Annotated in this window: 21 protein-coding genes and 2 pseudogenes; 15 read left to right on the top strand and 8 right to left on the bottom strand. The window is 67.2% G+C overall.

All coding sequences use genetic code 11. The features are described 5' to 3' along the window. The 8 genes and pseudogenes from HMPREF3114_RS21490 to lpxC form a co-directional block, all read left to right on the top strand. Positions 1 to 145 (top strand): annotated as a pseudogene (locus HMPREF3114_RS21490) (cell division protein FtsW); the annotation flags it as partial. Beyond that, on the top strand, positions 142 to 1,230 hold the full coding sequence (gene murG / locus HMPREF3114_RS12825) for an undecaprenyldiphospho-muramoylpentapeptide beta-N-acetylglucosaminyltransferase (protein ID WP_070489886.1): 1,089 nt from the start codon (positions 142 to 144) through the stop codon (positions 1,228 to 1,230). The pseudogene HMPREF3114_RS21490 and the gene murG, both read left to right, overlap by 4 nt. 40 nt (positions 1,231 to 1,270) lie before the next feature. Continuing rightward, a complete protein-coding gene (gene murC, locus HMPREF3114_RS12820) occupies positions 1,271 to 2,707 on the top strand; it encodes a UDP-N-acetylmuramate--L-alanine ligase (RefSeq protein ID WP_005415294.1) in 1,437 nt (478 codons plus the stop codon). Then, positions 2,704 to 3,666: a D-alanine--D-alanine ligase gene (locus HMPREF3114_RS12815; RefSeq protein WP_070489885.1), complete on the top strand. Its 963-nt coding sequence runs from the start codon at positions 2,704 to 2,706 to the stop codon at positions 3,664 to 3,666. The genes murC and HMPREF3114_RS12815 overlap by 4 nt, the downstream gene beginning before the upstream one ends. Beyond that, positions 3,663 to 4,337, top strand: a pseudogene (locus tag HMPREF3114_RS12810) (cell division protein FtsQ/DivIB); the annotation flags it as partial. The gene HMPREF3114_RS12815 and the pseudogene HMPREF3114_RS12810, both read left to right, overlap by 4 nt. Positions 4,338 to 4,408: 71 nt before the next feature. Further along, on the top strand, positions 4,409 to 5,644 hold the full coding sequence (ftsA, locus tag HMPREF3114_RS12805) for a cell division protein FtsA (protein WP_005408083.1): 1,236 nt from the start codon (positions 4,409 to 4,411) through the stop codon (positions 5,642 to 5,644). Between the two features lie 169 nt (positions 5,645 to 5,813). Next, positions 5,814 to 7,040, top strand: coding sequence for a cell division protein FtsZ (gene ftsZ, locus HMPREF3114_RS12800; RefSeq protein ID WP_070489884.1), 1,227 nt, complete (start codon positions 5,814 to 5,816; stop codon positions 7,038 to 7,040). Between the two features lie 205 nt (positions 7,041 to 7,245). Next, positions 7,246 to 8,157 carry a UDP-3-O-acyl-N-acetylglucosamine deacetylase gene (lpxC, locus tag HMPREF3114_RS12795; RefSeq protein ID WP_005415298.1) on the top strand — a complete coding sequence of 304 codons (912 nt, stop codon included), beginning with the start codon at positions 7,246 to 7,248 and terminating at the stop codon, positions 8,155 to 8,157. 281 nt (positions 8,158 to 8,438) lie between these two features. Here the strand turns inward: lpxC and HMPREF3114_RS12790 are convergent, their stop codons facing one another. Next, positions 8,439 to 8,888, bottom strand: coding sequence for a DciA family protein (locus tag HMPREF3114_RS12790; RefSeq protein ID WP_049413132.1), 450 nt, complete (start codon positions 8,886 to 8,888; stop codon positions 8,439 to 8,441). Between the two features lie 12 nt (positions 8,889 to 8,900). Here HMPREF3114_RS12790 and HMPREF3114_RS12785 point away from each other — a divergent pair, with 12 nt between their 5' ends. The 3 genes from HMPREF3114_RS12785 (at position 8,901) to HMPREF3114_RS12775 (ending at position 13,845) form a co-directional block, all read left to right on the top strand. Further along, a complete protein-coding gene (locus tag HMPREF3114_RS12785; protein ID WP_070489883.1) occupies positions 8,901 to 9,857 on the top strand; it encodes a M23 family metallopeptidase in 957 nt (318 codons plus the stop codon). 199 nt (positions 9,858 to 10,056) lie between these two features. After that, positions 10,057 to 12,789, top strand: a complete 2,733-nt coding sequence (gene secA, locus HMPREF3114_RS12780; protein ID WP_005415301.1) for a preprotein translocase subunit SecA — start codon at positions 10,057 to 10,059, stop codon at positions 12,787 to 12,789. A 102-nt stretch (positions 12,790 to 12,891) separates the two neighbouring features. Then, entirely contained in the window at positions 12,892 to 13,845 is a 954-nt protein-coding gene (locus tag HMPREF3114_RS12775; RefSeq protein ID WP_070489882.1) for a Nudix family hydrolase, read from the top strand. Positions 13,846 to 13,930: 85 nt separating this feature from the next. On the opposite strand, the gene HMPREF3114_RS12770 is transcribed toward HMPREF3114_RS12775, so the two are convergent. Together HMPREF3114_RS12770 and metF are read right to left on the bottom strand one after the other, a co-directional pair. Continuing rightward, positions 13,931 to 14,515: a DUF4124 domain-containing protein gene (locus HMPREF3114_RS12770; protein WP_070489881.1), complete on the bottom strand. Its 585-nt coding sequence runs from the start codon at positions 14,513 to 14,515 to the stop codon at positions 13,931 to 13,933. Positions 14,516 to 14,555: 40 nt separating this feature from the next. After that, on the bottom strand, positions 14,556 to 15,383 hold the full coding sequence (gene metF, locus HMPREF3114_RS12765) for a methylenetetrahydrofolate reductase [NAD(P)H] (protein ID WP_005415304.1): 828 nt from the start codon (positions 15,381 to 15,383) through the stop codon (positions 14,556 to 14,558). Positions 15,384 to 15,586: 203 nt separating this feature from the next. On the opposite strand from metF, the gene HMPREF3114_RS12760 reads away from it, so the two are divergent. From HMPREF3114_RS12760 to HMPREF3114_RS12745, 4 genes are read left to right on the top strand one after another with little or no spacing between them, the layout of a single operon-like run. Then, positions 15,587 to 16,513: an alpha/beta fold hydrolase gene (locus HMPREF3114_RS12760; RefSeq protein ID WP_070489880.1), complete on the top strand. Its 927-nt coding sequence runs from the start codon at positions 15,587 to 15,589 to the stop codon at positions 16,511 to 16,513. Between the two features lie 26 nt (positions 16,514 to 16,539). Then, the gene (locus tag HMPREF3114_RS12755) at positions 16,540 to 17,586 is read left to right on the top strand and encodes a sensor histidine kinase (RefSeq protein WP_070489896.1); all 1,047 of its coding nucleotides are present in this window, start codon (positions 16,540 to 16,542) and stop codon (positions 17,584 to 17,586) included. After that, positions 17,583 to 18,314: a LytR/AlgR family response regulator transcription factor gene (locus HMPREF3114_RS12750; protein ID WP_070489879.1), complete on the top strand. Its 732-nt coding sequence runs from the start codon at positions 17,583 to 17,585 to the stop codon at positions 18,312 to 18,314. The genes HMPREF3114_RS12755 and HMPREF3114_RS12750 overlap by 4 nt, the downstream gene beginning before the upstream one ends. A 50-nt stretch (positions 18,315 to 18,364) precedes the next feature. After that, the gene (locus tag HMPREF3114_RS12745; protein WP_053498826.1) at positions 18,365 to 18,922 is read left to right on the top strand and encodes a DUF3228 family protein; all 558 of its coding nucleotides are present in this window, start codon (positions 18,365 to 18,367) and stop codon (positions 18,920 to 18,922) included. Positions 18,923 to 18,997: 75 nt separating this feature from the next. Here the strand turns inward: HMPREF3114_RS12745 and HMPREF3114_RS12740 are convergent, their stop codons facing one another. The 5 genes from HMPREF3114_RS12740 to ahcY all read right to left on the bottom strand — a co-directional run bounded on the left by HMPREF3114_RS12740 (position 18,998) and on the right by ahcY (position 23,950). Beyond that, a complete protein-coding gene (locus HMPREF3114_RS12740) occupies positions 18,998 to 19,483 on the bottom strand; it encodes a hypothetical protein (protein ID WP_005415307.1) in 486 nt (161 codons plus the stop codon). Further along, positions 19,483 to 19,956, bottom strand: coding sequence for a Cys-tRNA(Pro) deacylase (gene ybaK / locus HMPREF3114_RS12735; RefSeq protein ID WP_005415308.1), 474 nt, complete (start codon positions 19,954 to 19,956; stop codon positions 19,483 to 19,485). The genes HMPREF3114_RS12740 and ybaK overlap by 1 nt, the downstream gene beginning before the upstream one ends. 110 nt (positions 19,957 to 20,066) lie before the next feature. Next, positions 20,067 to 21,407, bottom strand: coding sequence for a peptidoglycan-binding domain-containing protein (locus tag HMPREF3114_RS12730; protein ID WP_229766028.1), 1,341 nt, complete (start codon positions 21,405 to 21,407; stop codon positions 20,067 to 20,069). 49 nt (positions 21,408 to 21,456) lie between these two features. After that, positions 21,457 to 22,212 (bottom strand): lysozyme inhibitor LprI family protein, encoded by a 756-nt coding sequence (locus HMPREF3114_RS12725; RefSeq protein WP_235646836.1) that lies wholly within the window; start codon positions 22,210 to 22,212, stop codon positions 21,457 to 21,459. A gap of 292 nt (positions 22,213 to 22,504) precedes the next feature. Next, a complete protein-coding gene (gene ahcY, locus HMPREF3114_RS12720; protein ID WP_033834449.1) occupies positions 22,505 to 23,950 on the bottom strand; it encodes an adenosylhomocysteinase in 1,446 nt (481 codons plus the stop codon). Position 23,951 lies beyond the last annotated feature (1 nt).

The following is a 23,951-nucleotide window of genomic DNA, read 5'->3' as shown; positions in this document are numbered from 1 at the left end:
CGAGCCGATGGACGCCGCCGCCACGCCGGTGGCCGCCAGCGTGCCGGCGAGCGCCGAGCCGACGGCTGCCGCTGCGGCGAACGCAGCGCGCGGCACCAGCCGCCTGCAGTCGCGCATCGAACCGACCTTCGGGAGGCTGTCATGAGTGCAGCCAACGAGAAGGTGCGCCCGGTGATGATCCTGGCCGGTGGTACCGGCGGTCACATCTTCCCCGGCCTGGCCGTGGCCCGCGTGCTGCGCGAGCGTGGCGTGCCGGTCACCTGGATGGGCGCCGAAGGCGCGATGGAAACCCGCCTGGTGCCGCAGCACGACATCGCCATCGACACGCTGGCGATCACCGGCCTGCGCGGCAAGGGCAAGCTGGCGCTGCTGGCGGCGCCATGGCGGCTGATGCGCGCGCTGCGCGCGGCCGGCATGATCATCCGCAAGCGCCAGCCGCGTACGGTGGTGGCCTTCGGTGGCTTCGCCTCCGGCCCGGGTGGCATGGCCACGCGCCTGCATGGCCTGCCGCTGATCGTGCATGAGCAGAACCGTGCACCGGGCCTGACCAACCGCATCCTGTCGCGCTATGCGCGCCGGCTGCTGACCGGCTTCCCGGGCACCTTCGCCCAGCGCGAGGAGTTCGTCGGCAACCCGGTGCGTGCGGAGATCGCTGCCATCGCTCCGCCGGAACAGCGCTTCGCCGACCGCAACGGCCCGCTGCGCGTGCTGGTGGTGGGCGGCAGCCAGGGTGCGCGCGCACTCAATGCCGGCGTGCCGCAGGCGATTGCCGCGCTGGGTGCCGGCGTGCCGGTCCAGGTGCGCCACCAGAGCGGCGAGAAAATGCATGCCGAGGCGGTCGAGGCGTATGCCAAGGCCGGCGTGCAGGCTGAAATCACCCCGTTCATCGCGGACATGGCCGAGGCCTTCGCCTGGGCCGATCTGGTCGTGTGCCGCTCCGGTGCGTCGACCCTGGCCGAGCTGTGCGCGGCCGGCGTCGGCAGCGTGCTGGTGCCATTCCCTGCTGCCGTCGACGATCACCAGACCCGCAATGCGGAGTACCTGGTCGAGCGCGGCGCGGCGGTGTTGCTGAAGCAGGACGGAACGCTGGCCGACGGCATTGCCGCACTGCTGCGCGATCTGTCCGAAAATCCCGCCCGCCGCATGCAGATGGCGCAAGCCGCGCGTGCCCTGGCCAAGGTCGATGCCGCCGAGCGCATCGCCGATATCATTCTCGAGGAAGCTGTATGAAGAAGGCATGCCACCGCGCCTGCCCTGCGCGAGGCCGCGCATGATCCGTCGCCTGCACGACACCAACGACCTGGTGCGCGCGTTCCCCCGCGTGCATTTCGTCGGCATCGGTGGCACCGGCATGAGTGGCATCGCCGAAGTGATGCTGACGCTGGGCTACGAAGTGTCCGGCTCGGACAACGCCGACAACGTGGCAACCCGCCGCCTGGCCAGCCTGGGAGCGCGCATCATGCGCGGCCACTCGGCAGCCAATGTGCTGGGCACCGACTGCGTGGTGGTCTCCAGCGCCATCCGCGAGGACAACCCGGAGCTGATGGAAGCGCGCAGCCAGCGCATTCCGATCATGCCGCGCGCGGCGATGCTGGCCGAGCTGATGCGCTTCCGCCGCGGCATCGCCGTGGCCGGTACCCATGGCAAGACCACCACCACCAGCCTGACCGCAGCGGTGCTGAGCGAAGGTGGCCTGGACCCGACGTTCGTGATCGGTGGCCAGCTGCTAGCTGCCGGTGCCAACGCCAAACTGGGCGGTGGGCAGTGGCTGGTGGCCGAGGCCGACGAAAGCGATGGCAGCTTCCTGCGCCTGAACCCGCTGATGTCGATCATCACCAACATCGATGCGGACCACCTGGAGAACTACGGCAACGACTTTGCCCGCGTGCAGGCGGCGTTCGCCGAATTCCTGCAGCGCCTGCCGTTCTACGGCCTGGCGGTGCTGTGCATCGACGATCCGGAAGTGGCCGCGCTGGCTGCCAGGACCCCGCGCCACGTGATGAGCTACGGCATGAGCCCGCAGGCCGACGTGCGCGCCGAGAACGTGGTGCAGGAAGGATCGCGCATGCGCTTCACCCTGCGCCTGCCGCAGGGCACCAGCCAGGAAGTGGTGCTGGCGCTGCCGGGCAGGCACAACGTACTCAACGCGCTGGCCGCCGCCGCGGTGGGCTGGCAGCTGGGCGTGGCGCCGGACGCCATCGCGCGCGCGCTGGAAGGCTTCGCCGGTGTCGGCCGCCGCTTCAATGACCTGGGCGAAGTGACCACCGCCAGCGGTGCCAAGGTGCGCATCATCGACGACTACGGCCATCACCCGAGCGAGCTGGAGGCGGTGTTCGCCGCCGCCCGCGGCGGCTGGGCTGACAAGCGCCTGGTGGTGGCCTTCCAGCCGCACCGCTACAGCCGCACCCGTGACCAGTTCGACAAGTTTGCCGCGGTGCTGTCCAGCGTCGACGCGCTGGTGCTGAGCGAGGTCTATCCGGCCGGTGAGGAACCCATTGCCGGTGCCGACTCGCATGCGCTGGCCCGCGCCATCCGCGCGCGTGGCCGCAGCGAGCCGGTGGTGGTGGGCAAGGCCGCCGAGCTGGCCAGCGTGCTGCCGGACGTGCTGCAGGACGGTGACCTGCTGCTGATGATGGGGGCCGGCGATATCGGTGCCGTGGCCGCCCATATCGCGGTGGAAGGCTTCCAGGGGGAGGGCCAGGCGTGAGCGCGCTGACTTTCCCGCCGCTGCGCGTGACCGACCCGGCCGTGTTCGGCCGCGTCGCCGTGCTGCTCGGCGGCAGTTCCAGCGAACGCGAGGTGTCGCTGGATTCGGGCCGCAACGTGCTCGAAGCCCTGCAGTCGCGCGGCGTCGATGCGTTCGCCGTCGATGGCATTCCGGCGCTGGCCAGCGCGCTCGCCGCCGGTGGCATCGACCGCGTGTTCAACATCCTGCATGGCCACAACGGTGGCGGTGAGGACGGCATCGTGCAGGGCCTGATGGACGCCTTCGGCGTGCCGTACACCGGCTCGGACGTGCTGGGTTCGGCGCTGAGCATGGACAAGATCCGCACCAAGCAGGTGTGGCTGTCGCTGGGCCTGCCAACGCCGCAGTACCGGAAGGTCGACGCGTCCACGGTGCATGCACTGGCGGCAGAGCTGGGCCTGCCGGTGGTGGTGAAGCCGGCCAACGAAGGCTCCAGCGTGGGCATCAGCCGGGTCACCGACGAGGCCGGCCTGGACGAGGCCGTGGCCCTGGCCGCGCGCTACGACGGCCAGTTGCTGATGGAACAGATGGTGGTGGGCGATGAGCTGACCGTGGCCATCCTTGGCGACGTTGCCCTGCCGTCGATCCGCATCGTGCCCAAGGGCCAGTGGTACGACTACAACGCCAAGTACATCGCCGAGGACACCCAGTACCTGTGCCCGGGCCTGGACGGTAGCGACGAAGACGAGATCCGCCGCATCGCGCTGGCCGCATTCCGCGCCGCCGGCTGCCGTGGCTGGGGCCGCGTGGACGTGATGCGTGACCGCGCCAGCGGCCGTTTCTTCCTGCTGGAAGTGAACACCGCGCCGGGCATGACCAGCCATTCGCTGGTACCCAAGGCGGCCCGCCAGGCCGGCATCGGTTTCGAGGAACTGGTGTGGCGCGTGCTGGAACAGACCCTGGGGGCCACGCACGCATGAACGCGCTGCTGCGCATCTTCGTCTGGCTGTTGGCACTGTCGGTGGTTGCACTGCCGGTGGTGGCCGTGGTCAATGGCTGGGTCGGCGCCGAGCGCTGGCCGCTGGCGAAGCTGCGCGTGCATGGCGAGTTCAAGCGGGTACCGGCCGAGCAGCTGCAGCAGGTGCTGCTGCCGTACGCGCGCGCCGGGTTCTTCGCGGTCAAGCTGCAGGATGCGCAGGACGCGCTGGAAAAGCTGCCGTGGGTGGAAAGCGCGCAGGTACGCAAGCAGTGGCCGGATGTGCTGGAAGTGACCCTGGTCGAGCACAAGCCGTTCGCACGCTGGGGCAACGACCGCCTGGTCTCCGAGCAGGGCAAGCTGTTCCCCACGCCGAAGAAACTGTCCGACCTGGAACTGCCGGAGCTGGATGGCCCGGACAGCCAGACCCAGGAAGTGATGAAGCTGTACAGCGACTCGCGTGCCTTGTTCGCACCGGCCGGCGTCGACGTGCGCCGGGTGACGATGGATGCTCGCGGCAGCTGGTCGCTGGTGCTGAGCAACGGCACCGAAGTGGTGGTCGGCCGTGACGACGCGCGCTCGCGCATGCAGCGCTTCGTCAAGGTGCTGCCGCAGCTCAACCGCCAGGACGCGCCGATCGAGCGCGCCGACCTCCGTTACACCAATGGTTTCACGCTGAGCTGGGGTACCCCGGCCACGCCGGCGAAAACGCCGGCGACCCCGGCCAGAAGCACGCAGGAAAGGACATGAATCGCAAGGGTGACAAATCGCTGATCGTTGGCCTGGACATCGGCACCTCCAAGGTGGTGGCGCTGGTGGGCGAGTATTCGCCGGGCAACCCGATCGAAGTGATCGGCATCGGCTCGCACGAATCGCGCGGGCTGAAGCGTGGCGTGGTGGTGGACATCGAATCGACCGTGCAGTCGATCCAGCGTGCGGTGGAAGAAGCCGAGCTGATGGCCGGCTGCGAGATCCGTTCGGTGTACGCCTCGATCTCCGGCAACCACGTGCAGTGCAAGAACTCGCCGGGCATCGTGCCGATCCGCGACGGTGAAGTGACCTGGGGCGACCTGGATCGCGTGCTCGACGCAGCCAAGGCGGTGGCGATCCCGGCCGACCAGAAGATCCTGCACGCGATTCCGCGCGAGTACGTGCTGGACGATTCGCAGGAGGGCATCCGCAACCCGGTCGGCATGACCGGCGTGCGCCTGGAGGTACATGCGCACCTGGTGGTGTGCGCGCAGTCGGCGGCGGCCAACATCAGCAAGTGCGTGCAGCGCTGCGGCCTGCAGGTGGACGACCTGGTGCTGTCCTCGCTGGCCTCCAGCGTGGCGGTGCTGACCGCCGACGAGCGCGAGCTGGGCGTGGTGCTGGTCGACATGGGCGCCGGTACCACCGACATCGCGGTGTTCGTGCAGGGCGCGATCTGCCACACCGCCTCGCTGCCGATCGCCGGCGACCACGTGACCAACGACATCGCGCACATGCTGCGCACGCCGACCCCGGAAGCCGAGCAGATCAAGGTGCGCTATGCCTGCGCCCTGGCCCAACTGGCCACGGCCGAGGAGAGCATCCAGGTGCCGTCGGTCGGCGACCGGCCGCCGCGCCGCATGCCGCGCCACTCGCTGGCGCAGGCCGTGCAGGGCCGCTACGAGGAGATCTTCGAGATGGTGCAGGCCGAACTGCGCCGCTCCGGCTTCGAGGAACTGGTGCGCGCCGGCATGGTGCTGACCGGTGGCGCGTCGAAGATGGAGGGCGTGGTCGAACTGGCCGAGGAAATGCTGCAGATGCCGGTGCGCGTGGGCATACCGCAGCACGTCACCGGCCTGGGCGAAGTGGTCGGCAACCCGGTGCACGCCACCGGCGTGGGCCTGCTGCTGATGGGCAGCCAGATCGAGCACCCGCGGCGGCCGTCGCTGCCGACCGGGCGCGCTGGAAGCATGTTCAAGAAACTCAAGACCTGGTTCCGCGGCGAGTTCTGACGCGGAACCCGTAACTCCGGGCCCAGCCCGGCGCAACACCCGCAGTACCCGCATCACAACGCAACAACGCACTACACAACCCACACAGCCGCAACGGCAACATGACACGCGAAGGCAGGAGGCCCGACCGTCCATGCCACCGACAAGCGGATACAACGAGGACACGGACATGGCGCATTTTGAACTGATCGAAAAGATGGCACCCAATGCGGTGATCAAGGTGGTTGGCGTGGGCGGCGGCGGCGGCAATGCCGTGGCGCACATGGTCAACTCGGCGGTGGACGGCGTGGAGTTCATCACCGCCAACACCGACTCGCAGGCCATCAAGAATTGTGGTGCCAAGCTGCAGCTGCAGCTGGGTACCAACGTGACCAAGGGCCTGGGCGCAGGCGCGAACCCGGAAGTCGGCCGCCAGGCCGCGCTGGAAGACCGTGAGCGCATCATGGACGCGCTGCAGGGCGCGGACATGGTGTTCATCACCGCCGGCATGGGCGGCGGCACCGGCACCGGCGCTGCGCCGGTGGTGGCGCAGCTGGCCAAGGAAATGGGCATCCTGACCGTGGCCGTGGTCACCAAGCCGTTCCCGTTCGAAGGCCGTCGCCGCATGCAGGTGGCGCTGAAGGGCATCGAGGAACTGAGCCAGCACTGCGACTCGCTGATCACGATCCCGAACGAGAAGCTGATCACCGTGCTGGGTCGCAACGCGACCATGATCCAGGCCTTCCGCGCCGCCAACGACGTGCTGCAGGGCGCCGTGCAGGGCATCGCCGACCTGATCGTGCGTCCGGGCCTGATCAACGTCGACTTCGCCGACGTGCGCACCGTCATGTCCGAAATGGGCCTGGCGATGATGGGTACCGGCACCGCACGGGGCGATGACCGCGCCCAGGCCGCTGCCGAATCGGCGATCCAGAACCCGCTGCTGGACGATGTGAACCTGGCCGGTGCCAACGGCATCCTGGTCAACATCACCGCCGGCGCCGACTTCACCATGGCCGAGTTCGACGAGATCGGCCGCACCATCGACGGTTTCGCTTCGGAAGACGCCACCGTCGTGGTCGGCACCGTGCTGGACCCGGACATGCAGGACGAAGTGCGCGTGACCGTGGTGGCCACTGGCCTGAACCGCGTCTCGGCCAGCAAGACCCAGCGTCCGGGCGAGCGTGCACCGATCAAGCTGGTCCGCAACGCCACCACCGGCCAGCCGGAGTTCGGCGAGTTCGACAACGGCGGCGACGCCGTGTCCAAGGCCGTGGGCGGCATGGGCCTGGGCCTGCGTCGCGCCAGCAGCGATACCGCGGCGGCGTCGGCCCCGGCGGCTTCGGCCCCGGCAGCGGCGGAACTGCCGAACGACTACCTGGACATCCCGGCCTTCCTGCGCCGCCAGGCGGACTAAGCGGGGCGGCCCGGGGTTGTCCTCCCCGGGTTGCGCCACCATGTCCTGAAAATGCGGGCGCCGGGCCAGGATGGGCCCGGCCGCCCTGCTTCACGGGCTTTCCCAGCTGCGTGCCGGTGTGTCCTGCCGGTGGCTGTCACTGGCGTTTCAGCCAGGGTAGGGGAGTGCGCGTGTTAATCTAATGTGTCACTTCCGGTCCATCCCCATGATCCAGCAACGCACCCTCAAGAACACGATCCGCGCCACCGGCGTTGGCCTGCATAGTGGTGACAAGGTCTACATGACCCTGCGCCCGGCACCGGTCAACCATGGCATCGTGTTCCGCCGCGTGGACCTGGACCCGGTGGTGGAAGTGCCGGCCAAGGCCGAACTGGTCACCGAAGTGACCCTGTGCACCGGCCTGACCTGCAACGACGCCAAGATCCAGACCGTCGAACACCTGATGTCGGCGCTGGCCGGCCTGGGTGTGGACAACATCATCGTCGAGCTGTCCTCGGCCGAGCTGCCGATCATGGACGGTTCGGCCGGCCCGTTCGTGTTCCTGCTGCAGTCGGCAGGCATCGTGGAACAGGATGCGCCCAAGCGCTTCATCCGCGTGCTGAAGACCGTGGAAGTGACCGAGGGCGACAAGGTGGCCCGCTTCACTCCGTACGAGGGTTACAAGCTGGGTTTCACCATCCAGTTCAATCACCCGATGATTCCGGCCAAGCAGTCGCGCCAGGAAATCGAGTTCTCGACGCTGGCCTACACCAAGGAAATCTCCCGCGCGCGCACCTTTGGTTTCATGCGCGACCTGGAGTACATGCGCGAGCGCAACCTGGGCCTGGGCGGTTCGATGGACAACGCCATCGTGCTGGACGAGTTCCGCGTGCTCAACGAAGACGGCTTGCGCTACGCCGACGAATTCGTGCGCCACAAGATCCTTGACGCCATCGGCGACCTCTATCTGGCCGGTGGCCAGGTGCTGGGCGCCTACGAGGGCTTCAAGTCCGGCCACGCGCTCAACAACAAGCTGGTGCGGGCCCTGATGGCCGACGCCAGTGCCTGGGAATGGGTCAGCTTCGACTCGCCGGCCACCCCGGATCCGGTGGAATACGCCACCCCAGCATACGCCTGATTCCGTAGACTATTGAATTTAAAGATAAAAACGCCGCCTTCCTGGGCGGCGTTCTTGTTTCCGGCGTTGGCGACGCATTCAGCGTGCTTGAAAGACGTCAAGGCTGGTTCAAGGTCACGGTTTTGTGAACCTGTTGGATCAGAAGCCTGAATTTAACGCAGTTTTAACAACAATCTAACGACAGGCCCCCGGATGGCCGCTAGGATGCGACCCGGCCCCCGAAATGTTTCACGCCGTGGTGACACGCGCGACGGGGAGCGGAGCCGGATGCTCCGTTGCCATCAGGACCGTTTCTTCGGCTTCGAGGGAACGTCCTGCAGGCAAGCCAAGGCGTCGCGTAGCCCTTTGTGCGTGGCGGCTGAAACTGCGTGGGGTCCATTCCGGTTGTCGAGCGCTGGGGAGCGCGTGGGAGTGGGAGACGCAGTCTTGATGGTCACCCTGGTGGCCTTCAGCCCGATGGAACGGGCCGCGTCGAGCAGCTGGGCTTCGGCAAGCCGCAACTTGGCATGCCAGACCGGGGACTCGACGAGAAAAACGAGGTGTTCCCCGTCCACATTGGCCAGCCGGCAACGGCTGCGCAGAGGTGGCGGCAACTGGGGGCGCAACTGACGGTCCAGCGCGTCGAGCCACAGGGCACGCCGCAGCGGGTTCCCGCTTTTGTCCGCCATTACCGCATCCAGCGCCGGTTTCGGTGCCGACGCGGGGCGAACGCTGGATTTCGGCTCAGACATGAAAACTCACTGATGGCATTCAAAAAGATCGTAATCAAAACGCGTGAAGGACAGGCCAAATCGTCGCCGATCACGCGTTTGCGGTTCTATTTCGAGGACCGCCCCCGCGCCCTGCTGGGCAGCGTGCTCGGGTTAGGCTGCATTATCGGCCTTGCTGGCGGCATTGGCGCCAGCGCGCTGAATGATTCCCGGCTGCAGGCCAAGGTCGAGCGCCAGGATGCGGAGCTGGCCAAGGTCAAGCGCGATGCGCAGACCCAGGTCAATGCGCTGGCGGCTCGCCTCGGCGAGCTGCAGGCCCAGGCGACCCGCCTCAACGCCCTCGGCGAACGGCTGACCCAGATGGGCAAGCTGGAGGACGGCGAGTTCGACTTCAACGAGACCCCCGGCCTCGGTGACGGTGACGCAGGCGGCCCGACCAGCGACATCCCGGTCAAGGACGTCAACGCCGACTTACAGGTGCTGGAGCAGCGCTTCGCTGCTTCAGGCCGCCAGCTGTCGGTGATGGAATCGCTGATGTTCGACCACCAGCTGCAGCAGAACGCCGTGCCGTCGCGCATGCCGATCCGCAACAGCTACGTGACCTCCGGCTTCGGCACCCGTGCCGACCCGTTCGGCCGCGGCGCCGCCACCCACAAGGGCATGGACTTCCACGCAAAGGTCGGTGACCCGGTGATGGCCGTGGCCGAGGGCGTGGTCAGCTTCGCCGGCGTGAAGGGCGGCTACGGAAATGTCGTCGATGTCGACCATGGCAATGGCTATGTCACCCGCTACGCGCACAATTCGCGCCTGGTGGTGAAGGCCGGCGACCTGGTCCGTGCCGGCCAGGAAGTGGCCAAGGCCGGTTCCACCGGCCGTTCGACCGGTGCCCACGTGCACTTCGAGGTGTGGGAGAACGGCAACGTGGTCAACCCGCGCAAGTTCCTCGGCGACGGCGGCAACACGCCGGTCGGCCGCGTCAGCCGCGGCTGATCCCAGGCCTGGGGTCAGAGCCCATTCGCCATGGCGAATGGGATCCGACCCCATCGCCAAAGGGTTGAAACCCCTTGGGGCCGTCCCAAGCTACAATGGGTGTTGCCATCGACAGGGCGCCAGGCGCCCTGTTTCGTTTGCGGCGGACGGATCCCCAGGGGGAGGCCGGGCGTCGTGTCCATCCAACCCGGTTCCTTCAATGATCAACAGCCTGCTTACCCGCGTATTTGGCAGTCGTAACGAACGACAGCTGCGCCAGCTCAACCGCATCGTCGCCAAGATCAATGCGCTGGAGCCGGAGATCGAGAAGCTGTCCGACGAGCAGCTTCAGGCCAAGACGCCGGAGTTCAAGCAGCGCATTGCTGGCGGTGAAGCCCTGGACAAGGTGCTGCCGGAAGCGTTCGCGGTCTGCCGCGAAGCCGGTCGCCGCGTGCTGGGCATGCGCCACTACGACGTGCAGCTGATCGGCGGCATGGTGCTTCATCTGGGCAAGATCGCAGAAATGCGCACCGGTGAAGGCAAGACCCTGGTGGCGACCCTGCCGGTGTACCTCAACGCGCTGGAAGGCAAGGGCGTGCACGTGGTCACCGTGAACGACTACCTGGCCCGCCGCGACGCCGCGCAGATGGGCAAGCTGTACAACTGGCTGGGCCTGAGCGTGGGCGTGGTGTACCCGGGCATGCCGCACAGCGACAAGCGCGAAGCCTACGCCGCGGACATCACCTACGGCACCAACAACGAATTCGGTTTCGACTACCTGCGCGACAACATGGCGCTGTCCAAGGCCGACCGCTACCAGCGCGGCCTGCACTACGCCATCGTCGACGAAGTCGACTCCATCCTGATCGACGAAGCGCGCACCCCGCTGATCATCTCCGGTCCGGCCGATGATTCCCCGGAGCTGTACATCCGCGTCAACCGTGTCGTGCCGCACCTGGTCAAGCAGGAAGCGGAAGACGGCGAAGGCGATTTCTGGGTCGACGAGAAGGGCAAGCAGGTGCACCTGTCCGAAGCGGGCATGGAGCACGCCGAGCAGCTGCTGGTCGAGGCCGGCATCCTCGATGGCGAGACCGAAGGCCTGTACGCGGCGCAGAACCTGACCGTGGTGCACCACCTCAACGCCGCCCTGCGCGCGCACGCGATCTACCAGCGTGACGTGGACTACATCGTGCGCGATGGCGAAGTGGTCATCGTCGACGAATTCACCGGCCGTACCCTGGCGGGCCGCCGCTGGTCCGATGGCCTGCACCAGGCGGTGGAAGCGAAGGAAGGCGTGCCGGTGCAGCGCGAGAACCAGACGCTGGCGAGCATCACCTTCCAGAACCTGTTCCGCATGTACAAGAAGCTGTCCGGCATGACCGGTACGGCCGATACCGAAGCGTTCGAGTTCCAGAGCATCTATGGCCTGGAAGTGGTGGTGATCCCGACCAACCGCCCGACCATCCGCAAGGACAGCCCGGACCAGGTGTTCCTCAACCGCAAGGGCAAGTTCAATGCGGTACTGGCCGACATCGAAGAGTGCGCCAAGCGCGGCCAGCCGGTGCTGGTGGGTACCACCTCGATCGAAACCTCGGAAATGCTGTCCGAGCACCTGAGCAAGGCCGGCGTGAAGCACGAAGTGCTCAACGCCAAGCAGCATGACCGCGAAGCGACCATCGTCGCCAACGCGGGCCGCCCGGCGGCGGTGACCATCGCCACCAACATGGCCGGTCGTGGTACCGACATCGTGCTGGGCGGCTCGCTGGAAGCCGAGATCCACGCTCTGGGCGAGGACGCAACCGACGAGCAGAAGGCGGCGGTCAAGGCCGAATGGCAGAAGCGCCACGATGCAGTGAAGGCCGCTGGCGGCCTGCATATCGTCGGCACCGAGCGCCACGAGTCGCGTCGTATCGACAACCAGCTGCGCGGCCGTTCGGGCCGCCAGGGTGACCCGGGTTCGTCCCGCTTCTACCTGTCGCTGGAAGACAACCTGATGCGCATCTTCGCCTCCGACTGGGTGCAGAAGGCCATGCGCATGATGGGCATGAAGGAAGACGACGTCATCGAGGACCGCCTGGTCAGCCGCCAGATCGAAAAGGCGCAGCGCAAGGTCGAGGCCCACAACTTCGACATCCGCAAGAACCTGCTGGACTTCGACGACGTCAACAACGATCAGCGCAAGGTGATCTACGCCCAGCGCGACGAGCTGCTGGACGCCGAATCGGTGAAGGACAACGTCGACGGCATCCGTGACGACGTGATCTTCGACATCGTTGCGCGCTTCGTGCCGCCGAACTCGATCGACGAGCAGTGGGACCTGCGTGGCCTGGAAGCGACCCTGGAGTCGGACTTCGGCCTGCAGATGTCGCTGACCGACCTGGTCAAGCAGCATGAGGAACTGGACGCCGAGGCCATCGCCAGCAAGGTCCAGGAGCGCGTCAACCAGCACTTCGCCGAGAAGGAAGCCAGCCTGGGCGAAGAGACCATGCGCGCGCTGGAGAAGCACGTGATGCTGACCGTGCTGGACCAGAGCTGGAAGGAGCACCTGGCGCGCATGGATTACCTGCGCCAGGGCATCTACCTGCGTGGTTACGCGCAGAAACAGCCCAAGCAGGAATACAAGAAGGAAGCCTTCGAGCTGTTCTCGGACATGCTGGAGAACGTCAAGCGCGAAGTGGTGACCCTGCTGGCCCGCGTGCGTATCCGCAGCGACGAGGAAGTGCAGGCCCTGGAGGCCGCCGAGCGGCAGCAGGCGCAGGCTCGCCTGAGCCAGTCGCAGTTCCAGCACCAGGATGCGGGCGGCTACAGTGCCGACGAGGAAGCTGCGCAGGTGCAGGCTGCCCAGCAGGGCGTCGCGCAGATGCAGCGCGACGAGCCGAAGATCGGCCGCAACGATCCGTGCCCGTGCGGCAGTGGCAAGAAGTACAAGCACTGCCACGGCCAGCTGAGCTGATCCCGAAGAGCCCCGCGAAAGCGGGGCTTTTCGTTTGTTGCGGGGGGAGTTGCACAGGATCCGTGATTGCGCCGGCCGCACTGTTCTGGGCATGCTTCCCCCATGCCTTCCCCCACCCGATCGATCCACGTCGTGGCCGCCGTCATCACCGACGCCCGTGGCCGCGTGCTGCTCAACCGCCGTACCGAGAACCGCGACATGGCCGGCCTGTGGGAGTTCCCCGGCGGCAAGCGCGAATCCGGCGAGACCTCCGAACAGGCGCTGGCGCGTGAACTGCGCGAAGAGCTGGGCATCGAGGCCGATGTCGGGCCCTGGCTGATGGACGTGCCGCAGCGCTATCCGGACAAGCACCTGACCCTGGAAGTGCGCCATGTGCGCAGCTGGAAGGGCACCCCGCGCGGCCGCGAAGGCCAGGCGATCACCTGGGTGGCGCAGGACAAGCTGGGCCGCTATTCGATGCCGCCGGCCGACCTGCCGGTGGTGGCCGCACTGCGCCAACCGGACCGCTACCTGATCACGCCGGCGCCGGCTGACGATGCCAGCGGCGTGCAGCACTGGCATGACTGCCTGCAGCGCGCGGTCGCGGCGGGCCAGCAGCGCATCCAGCTGCGCCTGCCACCGGAACACCCGCAACGGCAGGCAATGATCGAACAGGCCGTGCGCGCGCATCGTCGCGGCGTGCAATGGCTGATCAACCGCGATGTCGCGCTGGCACGCGCACTGGGCGTGGGTGTGCACCTGGGCAGCGAGCAGCTGCAGGACCTGCAGGAACGGCCCTTGCCGGAAGGGCAGCTTGTCGCCGCGTCCTGCCACGACCTGGAGCAGCTGCAGGCGGCGCAGCGGCTGGGCTGCGACTTCGTGGTGCTCGGCCCGGTGCAGGCCACGGCCAGCCACCCCGGGGCAGTGCCGCTGGGCTGGGAGGCCTTCGCCGCGCTGCGCGCGCAGGTGTCGCTGCCGATCTACGCGTTGGGTGGGATGGTCGCCGGCCATATCGCCGAAGCCCGTCGCCACGGTGGGCAGGGTATCGCTGCGATTGGCGGGTTGTGGCCGGCGTAAAGCCGCGTCGGTCGCCGGGCATCGCCCGGTGCTGGCGTGGAAGGGAGGCAGTAGATCCACGCCATGCGTGGATGGATGCCTGCGATCACAACGTGATCCAGAAACACCCGTACTGCCGCCGTAATCCCACCACCGTCGAGGCACGCGCCACGCTGCCTGGCAGGGTCTGCTCCAGACGCAGTCCGACCGGATGGCGAACATCCGTCGGCTCAGGGGCGGATCCCTGCGCAGCAGGGCCCTGACCCTCGTCAGTCACTGCGTCCTGGCCCTGTCCTGGATACACCGGTACCACGTCTACCAGCGGCCGCCGCACCAGCGATTCCAGTTGACCGAGGATGCGCTGCGCACCGGTATCGGAGACCGCGCCCCACAGGTACAGCGACGACAACCGGTTCACATCGTTGCTGAGGATGCCGATGCGCAGCGCGTCCACCAGCTCGCTAAGGCGCCGTGGGCAGCGCGCGCCCAGGGTGTCTCGCCGCAGGGTGCTGCCGGTGGGCGCGGGCGGTGGCAATCGTGATCGGGCGCCGACGCTGTCGCAGGGCCGGTCGGTATACACGCTCTGGCCCTGCGCATCGGTGCAGCGGTTCAAGCGCGTGGACTGCGCATGGACAACGCTCGATGCCGAGCACAATGACAGCAGCAACAGCAGGAAGGAAAGCCGGTTCATCGACGCAGGGTAGCGCCGATCGCGGTGGCATGGCGTGCTTTCAGCCGTGCAGCAGCTTCAGCACCGACGTGGTCGGCTTGGCCAGGTTCAGGGTGTAGAAGTGCAGGCCCGGCGCGCCGCCCTCGACCAGGCGCTGGCACAGCCTGGCGACCACTTCGGTACCGAACGCCCGCACCGATTCGGCGTCATCGCCATAGGCCTGCATCTTGCGGCTGATCCAGCGCGGGATCTCCGCACCGCACTGCTCGGAGAAACGGCGCAGCTGGCTGAAGTTGGCGATCGGCATGATGCCGGGCGTGATCGGTACCTGTACGCCGAGCCGGCGCACGGCATCGACGAAGTGGAAGTACGCATCCGGGTTGTAGAAATACTGGGTGATCGCCGCGTCGGCGCCGGCATCGATCTTGGCCTTGAAGTGCTTCAGGTCGGCCAATGCATCGGAGGCCTGTGGGTGGGTCTCCGGGTAGGCACCTACCTCGATGCGGAACGCATCGCCGTGTTCGGCGCGGATGAATTCGATCAGCTCGGCGGCATAGCGCATGTCGCCGGGGAAGCCCATGCCGGAGGGCAGGTCGCCGCGCAGCGCGACCAGGCGATGGCAGCCGATGGCGCGGTACAGCTTGAGCAGTTCGCGGATTTCCTGGCGGGTGCCGCCGACACACGACAGATGCGGTGCGGCCTCGAAGCCATGGTGCTGGTTGAGATGGCGCACGGTCTCGGAGGTATAGCTCAGCGTCGAGCCACCAGCGCCGAAGGTACAGGACACGTACTCGGGGCCGTAGTCCTTCAGCTTGGCTGCGGCGCGATCCAGCTGGCTGCGCTGTTCATCGGTCTTGGGCGGATAGAACTCGAAGCTGATGGCAGTCATGGCACGGGCGGCGGCGGCGGGTGTGGATCAGTATATCGCTTCATCAAGATGGATGTGCGATTGCGGTGTGAGGGCGGGCCATCCGTGGCGCGCGACCGTTCGCCCTGCTGACCGGCCGTTGCTCCGGAATCGTAACCGGGGGCGCTGGACCGGCAGCACGCTGTTCCCATCCCGGCACCACCCACCCGATGAAGGAGCAGACGATGAAGATCTTCCTGGCATTTTGGTACGCGATGAAAGCCCTGGCCCGGCTGGCGATGATCGGCATGGCGATGGCCGTGTTCGGTTCCGGCTCGGCGCATGCCGCCACTGACTCGACCGCCGGCAAGGTGCAGGTCGAGGTGGTCGGCAAGGGGCGCCCGCTGTTGATGATTCCCGGCCTCAACAGCAGCGCGGAGGTCTGGCGCGAGACCTGCCGCGCGTTGCAGGACGTGCAGTGCCACCTGGTGCAGTTGCCGGGGTTTGCCGGCGCCGCGCCGGCAGACCCGCAGCCGGCGGATTTCCTTTCGGCCATGCGCAACCAGCTGCTGGCCTATGTGCACGACCAGAAGCTGGACCATCCGGCGGTGATCGGCCACAGCCTGGGCGGCGTGCTGACGCTGCAGATGGCGGTAAAGGAACCGGACGCACTGGGGCCGCTGGTCATCGTCGATTCGTTGCCGTTCTATGCAGGCATGCAGAACCCGCAGGCGACCGCACAGAGCGTGCAGCCGATGGCCGAAAAGATGCGCACTGCGATGCTGGCTGCAGACCCGGCCAGCTACCAGGCGCAGGCTGAAGCGGCGCTGGCCCCGCTGACCAGCAGCACCGCGCGCCTGCCCGAACTGAGGCGCTGGGGCCATGACAGCGATCGCGCCACCACCGCCGATGCAATGTACTCGATGCTGGTGACCGACCTGCGCAGCGAGGTGGCCGGCATCCACTCGCCTACGCTGGTCCTGGGCGCCTGGGCGTCCTACCAGGCACTCGGTGCGACCGAATCATCGGCGCGTGCGATCTTCCAGTCGCAGTACGCCGCGCTGCCCGGCGTGCGCATCGAACTGAGCGCGACCGGCCACCACTTCCTGATGTGGGATGATCCGCAGTGGCTGCGTGGGCAGGTGCAGGCGTTCCTCGACAGCCACCGCTGATCCTTCCGACCGTTCCGGCCATGGCCATGCCCGATTCGACTTCCGCACTGCGCTTCTGGTTGATCAACACCCTCGGCTGGGCGCTGTTCTGCGTGATCAGCCTGGCCATGACCGGCGCGTTCGGTGGCGCCAGCAGCAGTGGAAGTACGCTCATCAGCGTCGGCCTCGGCGTGCTGCTGTATGGCATCAGCGGCAGCCTGCGCGCGCTGGCCTTGCGGCGCCACTGGTGGCGGCTGGACCTGGGCGCGCTGGTGCTGCGGCTGGCGCTGGCGGTGCTGCTGGGTGCAGCACTGGCGCAACTGCTGCTGACGGCGGTGCTGCAGCCGGCGCTGGCGCTGGGGTGGGTGGATTTTGGCGGCCGATCGGGTGATTTCCGCCCGGTCGCACGCCTGCTCTACTGGCTCAACACCGTGCTGATGCTGGGGCTATGGACCGCGATGTGGGCCGGCCTGCACGGCATGCGCAGCGCGCGCCAGGCCGAATTGGCCCGTCTGCGCGCCGAAGCCGAACGCAGTGCGCTGGAACGTGATGCGCTGCGTGCGCGGCTCAACCCGCATTTCATGTTCAATGCGTTGAACAATCTGCGCGCGCTGATCCTGGAGGATCCGGAAGGTGCGCGCGACATGGTCACGCGGCTGTCGCGCACGCTGCGCCAGGCGCTGGCGCACAACCGCAGTGAGCAGGTCACGTTGGCCGAGGAACTGGCAGTGGTGGACGACTACCTGGCCATCGAGGCGATCCACTTCGAGCAGCGCCTGCAGGTGCTGCGGCATATCGATGCGGGCGCGACGCAGGCGCTGCTGCCGGCAATGGCGCTGCAGCTGCTGGTCGAGAACGCGATCAAGCACGGCATCGCCAGTCGCCCGGGCGGTGGCGAGGTGCGGATCCATGCCTCGCTGGCCAATGATGTGCTGCGGTTGCAGGTGGACAATCCACGTGCAACCGGCAGCGAACCCACCCATGGCCATGGCGTCGGCCTGGCCTACCTGCGTGCGCAGCTGGGCACGCGTGGCCGATTCGTGCTGCAGCCGGTCGGCGACCGCATGCAGGCCCTGCTGGAGATTGCGCAATGAGTGGCGTGCTGCGCGTGTTGATCGTTGATGATGCGCGGCTGGCGCGGCAGGAGCTGCGTACGCTGTTGTCAGCGCTGCCCTGGGTGCAGTGCGTGGGCGAGGCCGATGATGTGCCCGCCGCACGCGCGGCGATCGCCGCACTGGCGCCGGACCTGGTGCTGCTGGATGTGCAGATGCCCTCCGGCAGCGGCTTCGATGTGCTGGACGGCCTGGAGGCGGTGCCGGCGGTGGTATTCGTTACCGCCTATGACACCTACGCGGTACGCGCATTCCAGGCCAATGCGCTGGACTATCTGGTGAAGCCGGTGGAGGCGCCGCGCCTGCTGGAAGCATTGGAGCGGGCGCGCGAGCGCGACGTGGTGGCGAGCGGGGCGTCGGAACTGCGAAACACGCTGGGCGCACAGGACCAGGTGTTCGTGCGCGAGGGTGAACGCTGCTGGTTCGTGGCGGTCTCCGAGATTCGCCGGCTGGTGGTGGATGGCAACTACACGCGCCTGTGGTTCCGCGACCAGAACGCCCTGTTGACCCGCAGCCTGAGCGCGCTGGAAGCACGCCTGCCGCAGGATCTATTCTTCCGCGCCAACCGCAACACACTGGTCAACCTGCGCCGTATCCGTGGGGTGTCGCCCAGCATCGGCGACGGCTACGATCTGACGCTGGATGATGGCAGCGAGGTGGAAGTGTCGCGACGGCAGGCGCGGGAGCTGCGCGAGCGGATGGCGTTGTAGGCGCTACCAGCGGTTACCCTGTGCAGCGGATTCCCTGATCACGCCGTGCCATGTCCATCGTTCTCACCGATTTCGCCCGTCCCCGCCTGTTCCCGCGCGTACCGCGTGGCAACACGATCCAGGACTGCACTGCCGAACAGTTCGAAGCGCACCTCAACGCGCACGCGCCGATGAAGGTACTGGACGGCTATGCGCCGTTCTGCAAACTGTTCGTCTACGAGAACTGGACCAGCACGCGCTGCCTGACCGTGCCGATCACCGAGGCCAACCGCCATCTGCTGCGCAGTGGTTACGAGGCACGCAATCGCGACGAACTGCCGGTGCTGGTGCGCTGGTTCGAGGGCGTGGAGTCGCCGCGTGCGAACTATCTGGTGGTGATCCTGTACAGCGCCGAGCAGCTGGCGAAGGAAGGCTCGCCGATCGAGGCCGACTGGGGCATCGTCGGCTGTATCTATACCGCCGAGCCGGAAGAGGTGCCGATGGCGCCGATCACGATGATGCGCAATGCGCTGGGCGTGGAAGAGGGCGGTTCCGGCGTGCCGTTGGACCGCGAGGCCTACCGGCGTTCTGTCGAGTTCTGGGAGAGCAACGCGAACTGGCGGCCGTGAGCGATATTGGTCATCCACGCATCGCGTGAGTGTACGGACCGCAGTAGAGCCACGCCATGCTTGGCTGCCTGGCCTTCAGGCAGCTTTCCATTCCCACCACGGGTAGTGGTACTCGCGGTCGATGGCCTGCCAATGCTGGCCGCAGTGCATGCAGGCAACGTTGTGGCAATCGCCCCAACCATCCTCGGCCTCCTGCAACGCGAGCAGCTGCATCTGCCCTTGTTCGATCAGGCGGCGCGGATCGAAGAACGGGTAGCCGGGATTGAGCGCGCACAGGCAGCCTGCGTGCGCCTGCCAGTGACGCAGCCGTTTCAGGGCCGCCTCCAGATGCGCCTGGTTGCTGATCAGCATGCCGCCGAGGGTGATGCCGTGGCAGCTGCGTTCAATCAGGTCCACATGCGCGGCCAATGCGTCCAGCGACGGTGCACTGAACAGTCGTGCGACGATGCGGGCGGCGTCGGTGATGCGCGTCGCGTCGCGCGACAGCAGGTCCTGCAGCAGCACATCGGCCTGCGCGTCTTCCAGCCTGGGCGGCGGTGCCGCAGACCACGGCCAGCGCATCAGCGTGCCTTGCCGATGGCAGCGTAGTGGCCGGCGGTCAGGCGCAGCAGGTCGGCCGGCGCCAGTTCCACTTCCAGGCCACGGCGGCCGGCGCTGACGTGCAGCGTGGGCAACACCTGCGCGCTGGCATCCAGGAACGTGCGCAGGCGCTTCTTCTGCCCCAGCGGGCTGATGCCGCCGACCAGGTAGCCGGTCGCACGCTGCGCGGCGTCGGCGGCGGCCATCTCGCACTTCTTGCAGCCGGCCGCTTCGGCCAGCGCCTTCAGGTCCAGGTGGCCGGCCACCGGCACGATCGCCACCAGCAGTTCATGTGCTTCAGTGCTGGCCAGCAGGGTCTTGAAGACCTGGGCCGGGTCGAGGCCGAGCTTGTCGACGGCTTCGCCGCCATACGATTCGGCGTGGGCGTCGTGCACATAGCTGCGCACGGTGTGGGCGATCTTCTCGCGCTTGAGCAGGTTGATGGCCGGGGTCATGGACGCATCCTAGCGCGGGGCGGGGGCGTTGCCTTGACCGAGACTCGCGCGTCAACGCAGAACGGGCGCCCGAAGGCGCCCGTCCCGGCTGCGATCGGCTGCATCCAGCATCAGCGCGACATCGACTGCTGCGTCTGCATCTGTTCCTGGGTCTGCCGCTGCGACAGTTCGTTGTCCAGGGCCTGGCTCTGCCGCGTGCTGTCCTGCAGATTGTGGTTCACCGCCTGCGACAGGTCGACGTAGGTGCGATGCATGGCGGGATCGCCGAGCTGGCCTTGCACCGCGAACACGCCCTGGTTGTCCGGCCGCGCCAGCACGGTATCGACCTGGCTCATGCCGGCCAACTTTGACTCGTAAGCCACCTGGCCTGCGGCGTTCTCGAGCTGGCTGCGGTCATTGAACAGCGGCGACAGGCCGCCCTGGCGCCGCTGTTCTTCCAGTGCTTCCAGCTTTTCTACGACCTGCTGGTAACGCGGGTTGTCGGCGTGGCCCGGGGTGGCCATGGTCGGTTCGGCAGCCGGTGCGCGCTGCTGCGTGGCCGCATCCAGTGCGGCCAGGGTAGTGCCGCCAGCCTTGCCGTCTACGGTGAGGTGGTGATCACGCTGGAACTGCTTGACCGCTTCCAGGGTGCCGGGGCCGAAATCGCCATCGGCCACCAGCGGCTTGCCGTCCTTGCCCAGATAGCCCAGGTCGGACAGCTTCTGCTGCATGGCCTGCACCTCATCGCCCTTGCTGCCGTTGACCAGCACGCCGTTGCCCGCAGGCGTGCCCGGTGACCCGTGCGAGGGAGCATGGGTGGGGGTGATGCCGATCTGGACCATGGCCCGGTCGAAGCGCTCATCGCGGCTGGCTACGGCGGCCTGCGACTGGATGCCGTACTTGGTGGCATCGACGAAGTTCTGCACGTCGCCGCGCGTCGGCGGATTGCCGGCCTGGACCGTGCCGCCCTGCAGCTTTTCCGCATTGCCGGCCAGATAGCTGATGAACTGCGGGCCCATGCTGCCGAACTGGTTGTCATAGTCCGCCATGGCCAACTGCAACTCCGGGTTGGCGGCGATGGCATCGGCCGCGGCCGGATTGGTTGCACGCACCTTGGCGATGGCCTGATCGACACGCTCGATGGCGCTGTCCAGCTTGGCGTTGGTGAGCTCGTCCATCCTGGCCTGCGGAATGGCCTGCAACTTGGCGTCGAGCGCCGCCAGCTGCTGGGTGCTCAAGCCGCCCTGCTGGGACAACAGTGCGATGTCACCATCGGTGAAGCCGTTGTCGCGCAGGAAGCGCCTGGCCTGCGGATTGCCGCCGACATCGAACTGCACCAGCCCGAACGAATAGGTGCTTGCGCCTTTCTGTGCGTATGAGAAGTGGTCCAGGTGGCGGGTGTCGCCGCCCAGCTCGGTGTTGAGGAACAGCGTGGACAGCTGTTCGCGCGTAATGGTGGAATCCGTTGCCATGGTCATCGTCCTTCAATGAGAGAAAAGCGCCGGGCGTGCCCGGCGATTGTCAGCCGGCGCAGTGCTGCTGGGTGAAGCCGAGCAGCTGGCGGATAGCCTGGGTGCCGTAAGCAGCCGGCGCCGGTTCGAGGGCGAACTGGCCAACCATCTGGTTGCTGCACAGCTGTACGGTGCGCCTGCCGGCGGAGGTTTCCTGGGTGCAGTTGGCTGCGAGCAGGGCGTTGGCGCCGCCGCCCATGTTCGTGGCGGCCGTGCAGCCCAGCAGGCGGCCTTCCTGGCCGTTCTCACCCAGCAGCGTGTTGAAGTTAGCCAGCTGGCTGTTGGGATCGCGCAGCACCAGCAGGTCCACGCACTGCTGCTGGCCGTCAGGGGCTTCGCATGCATCCTGATCGACCAGGCCGTCACGCGTAGCGGACAGCACCTTGAGGCGATCGGCGTACACCTGCCGCAGGCACTGTGCATCGGTGCACAGGTCGCGGGTGTGCTCCTGCCAGCGCTGCTGTTCGGCGTGCAGCTTGCTCTGCCCTGCTGCATCGAGCGTGGCCTGTGCGGCAGTGACCGCCTTGCCCATGTCCGCATCCAGGCCGGTCAGGGTCGGGTCCTTGCAGACCAGGGTCTGTGCCGGCGACGCTGCATCGGCGCAACCAGCGCTCGTGTCGGCAACCGTGGCGGGCGCGTCGGCGGCCTTGCCTGCGGGGCTGGCCTGTCCGCTGGCCGCAGCCGGAGCCGTAGCGCCGGCGTCGCCGGCAGGTGGGGTGCAGGCGGCCAGCAGGGCCACCCAGCACAGGGTCATCAGGGGCTTCATGGCCCGGTTCAGTCGTTCACGGTTGCGCGGCATGTCCTGTCCTTTGGTGTCTGCGTCCCGGCGCATGGCCTGCCGTTGGCAGCCCACGCGGGCGTAAAGCCTAGCAAGCGGCTTCTGAGTGCTCCGTGACAGGGTGCGCGGATCGGTTGCCGGGTGCCGCAACGCAGAACGGGCGCCCGAAGGCGCCCGTCCTGTCTGCATCCGTTGCCGGGGTCAGAGCCCTTTCATGCGGAAAGGGATCCGACCCCGCGTACGCCGGTAGTGCCGGCCGCTGGCCGGCACCCCACAGGCATCAGTAGCGGTAGTGGTCCGGCTTGAACGGGCCTTCCACCGGCACGCCGATGTAGTCGGCCTGTTCCTGGCTCAGGGTGGTCAGCTTCACGCCGATCTTCTCCAGATGCAGGCGGGCCACTTCTTCGTCCAGCTTCTTCGGCAGCAGGTAGACCTTCTTCTCGTAGCTGTCCTTGTTCGCCCACAGGTCGATCTGTGCCAGGGTCTGGTTGGCGAAGCTGTTGGACATCACGAAGCTCGGGTGGCCGGTGGCGCAGCCCAGGTTCACCAGGCGGCCTTCGGCCAGCAGGAAGATCGCGTTGCCGTTCGGGAAGATGTACTTGTCCACCTGCGGCTTGATGTTGACGTGCTTGATGCCCGGGTAGGACACCAGTGCGTCGACCTGGATCTCGTTGTCGAAGTGGCCGATGTTGCAGACGATGGCCTGGTCCTTCATCGCGCTCAGGTGCTCGATGCGGATGATGTCGCGGTTGCCGGTGGTGGTGACGTACAGGTCGGCACGGCCCAGGGTCGATTCGATGGTGTTGACTTCATAGCCTTCCATCGCCGCCTGCAGGGCGCAGATCGGGTCGATCTCGGTGACGATCACGCGCGCGCCGTAGGCACGCAGCGAGGCCGCGCAGCCCTTGCCGACGTCGCCGTAGCCGCAGACCACGGCCACCTTGCCGGCCAGCATCACGTCCATCGCGCGCTTCAGGCCGTCGGCCAGCGACTCGCGGCAGCCGTACAGGTTGTCGAACTTGCTCTTGGTGACCGAGTCGTTGACGTTGATCGCCGGGATCAGCAGGGTGCCGGCCTGGGCCAGCTGGTACAGGCGGTGCACGCCGGTGGTGGTCTCTTCGGAGACGCCCTTCCAGTCCTTGACCACGCGGCCCCAGTAACCCGGGCGCTCCTTGGCCACGCGCTTGAGCAGGTTCTTGATGACCTGTTCTTCGTGCGAGGCGGACGCGGTGTTGACCCAGTCGCTGCCGTTTTCCAGCTCGTAGCCCTTGTGGATCAGCAGGGTCACGTCACCGCCGTCGTCGACCACCAGTTCCGGGCCGGTCAGGGTGCCGTCGGCCAGGGTGAAGGTCAGCGCGTCCAGGGTGCAGTCCCAGTACTCTTCCAGGGTCTCGCCCTTCCAGGCGAACACCGGGGTGCCGGTGGCGGCGATGGCGGCAGCCGCGTGGTCCTGGGTCGAGAAGATGTTGCACGAGGCCCAGCGCACATCGGCGCCGATGTCCTTCAGGGTCTCGATCAGCACTGCGGTCTGGATGGTCATGTGCAGCGAGCCGGTCACGCGCACGCCCTTCAGCGGCAGCTCGGCCTGGTACTTGCGGCGGATCGACATCAGGCCCGGCATTTCGTGCTCGGCGATGTCCAGTTCCTTGCGGCCCCAGTCGGCCAGCGTGATATCGCGGATCTTGTAATCACCTTCGGTGGAGAAGGTCTTGGCAACAGCGTTCATT

Origin of the sequence: Stenotrophomonas sp. HMSC10F07, assembly GCF_001807895.1 — a bacterium.
Classification (GTDB): domain Bacteria; phylum Pseudomonadota; class Gammaproteobacteria; order Xanthomonadales; family Xanthomonadaceae; genus Stenotrophomonas; species Stenotrophomonas sepilia.
This window is presented reverse-complemented; position numbering and strand designations above follow the sequence as displayed.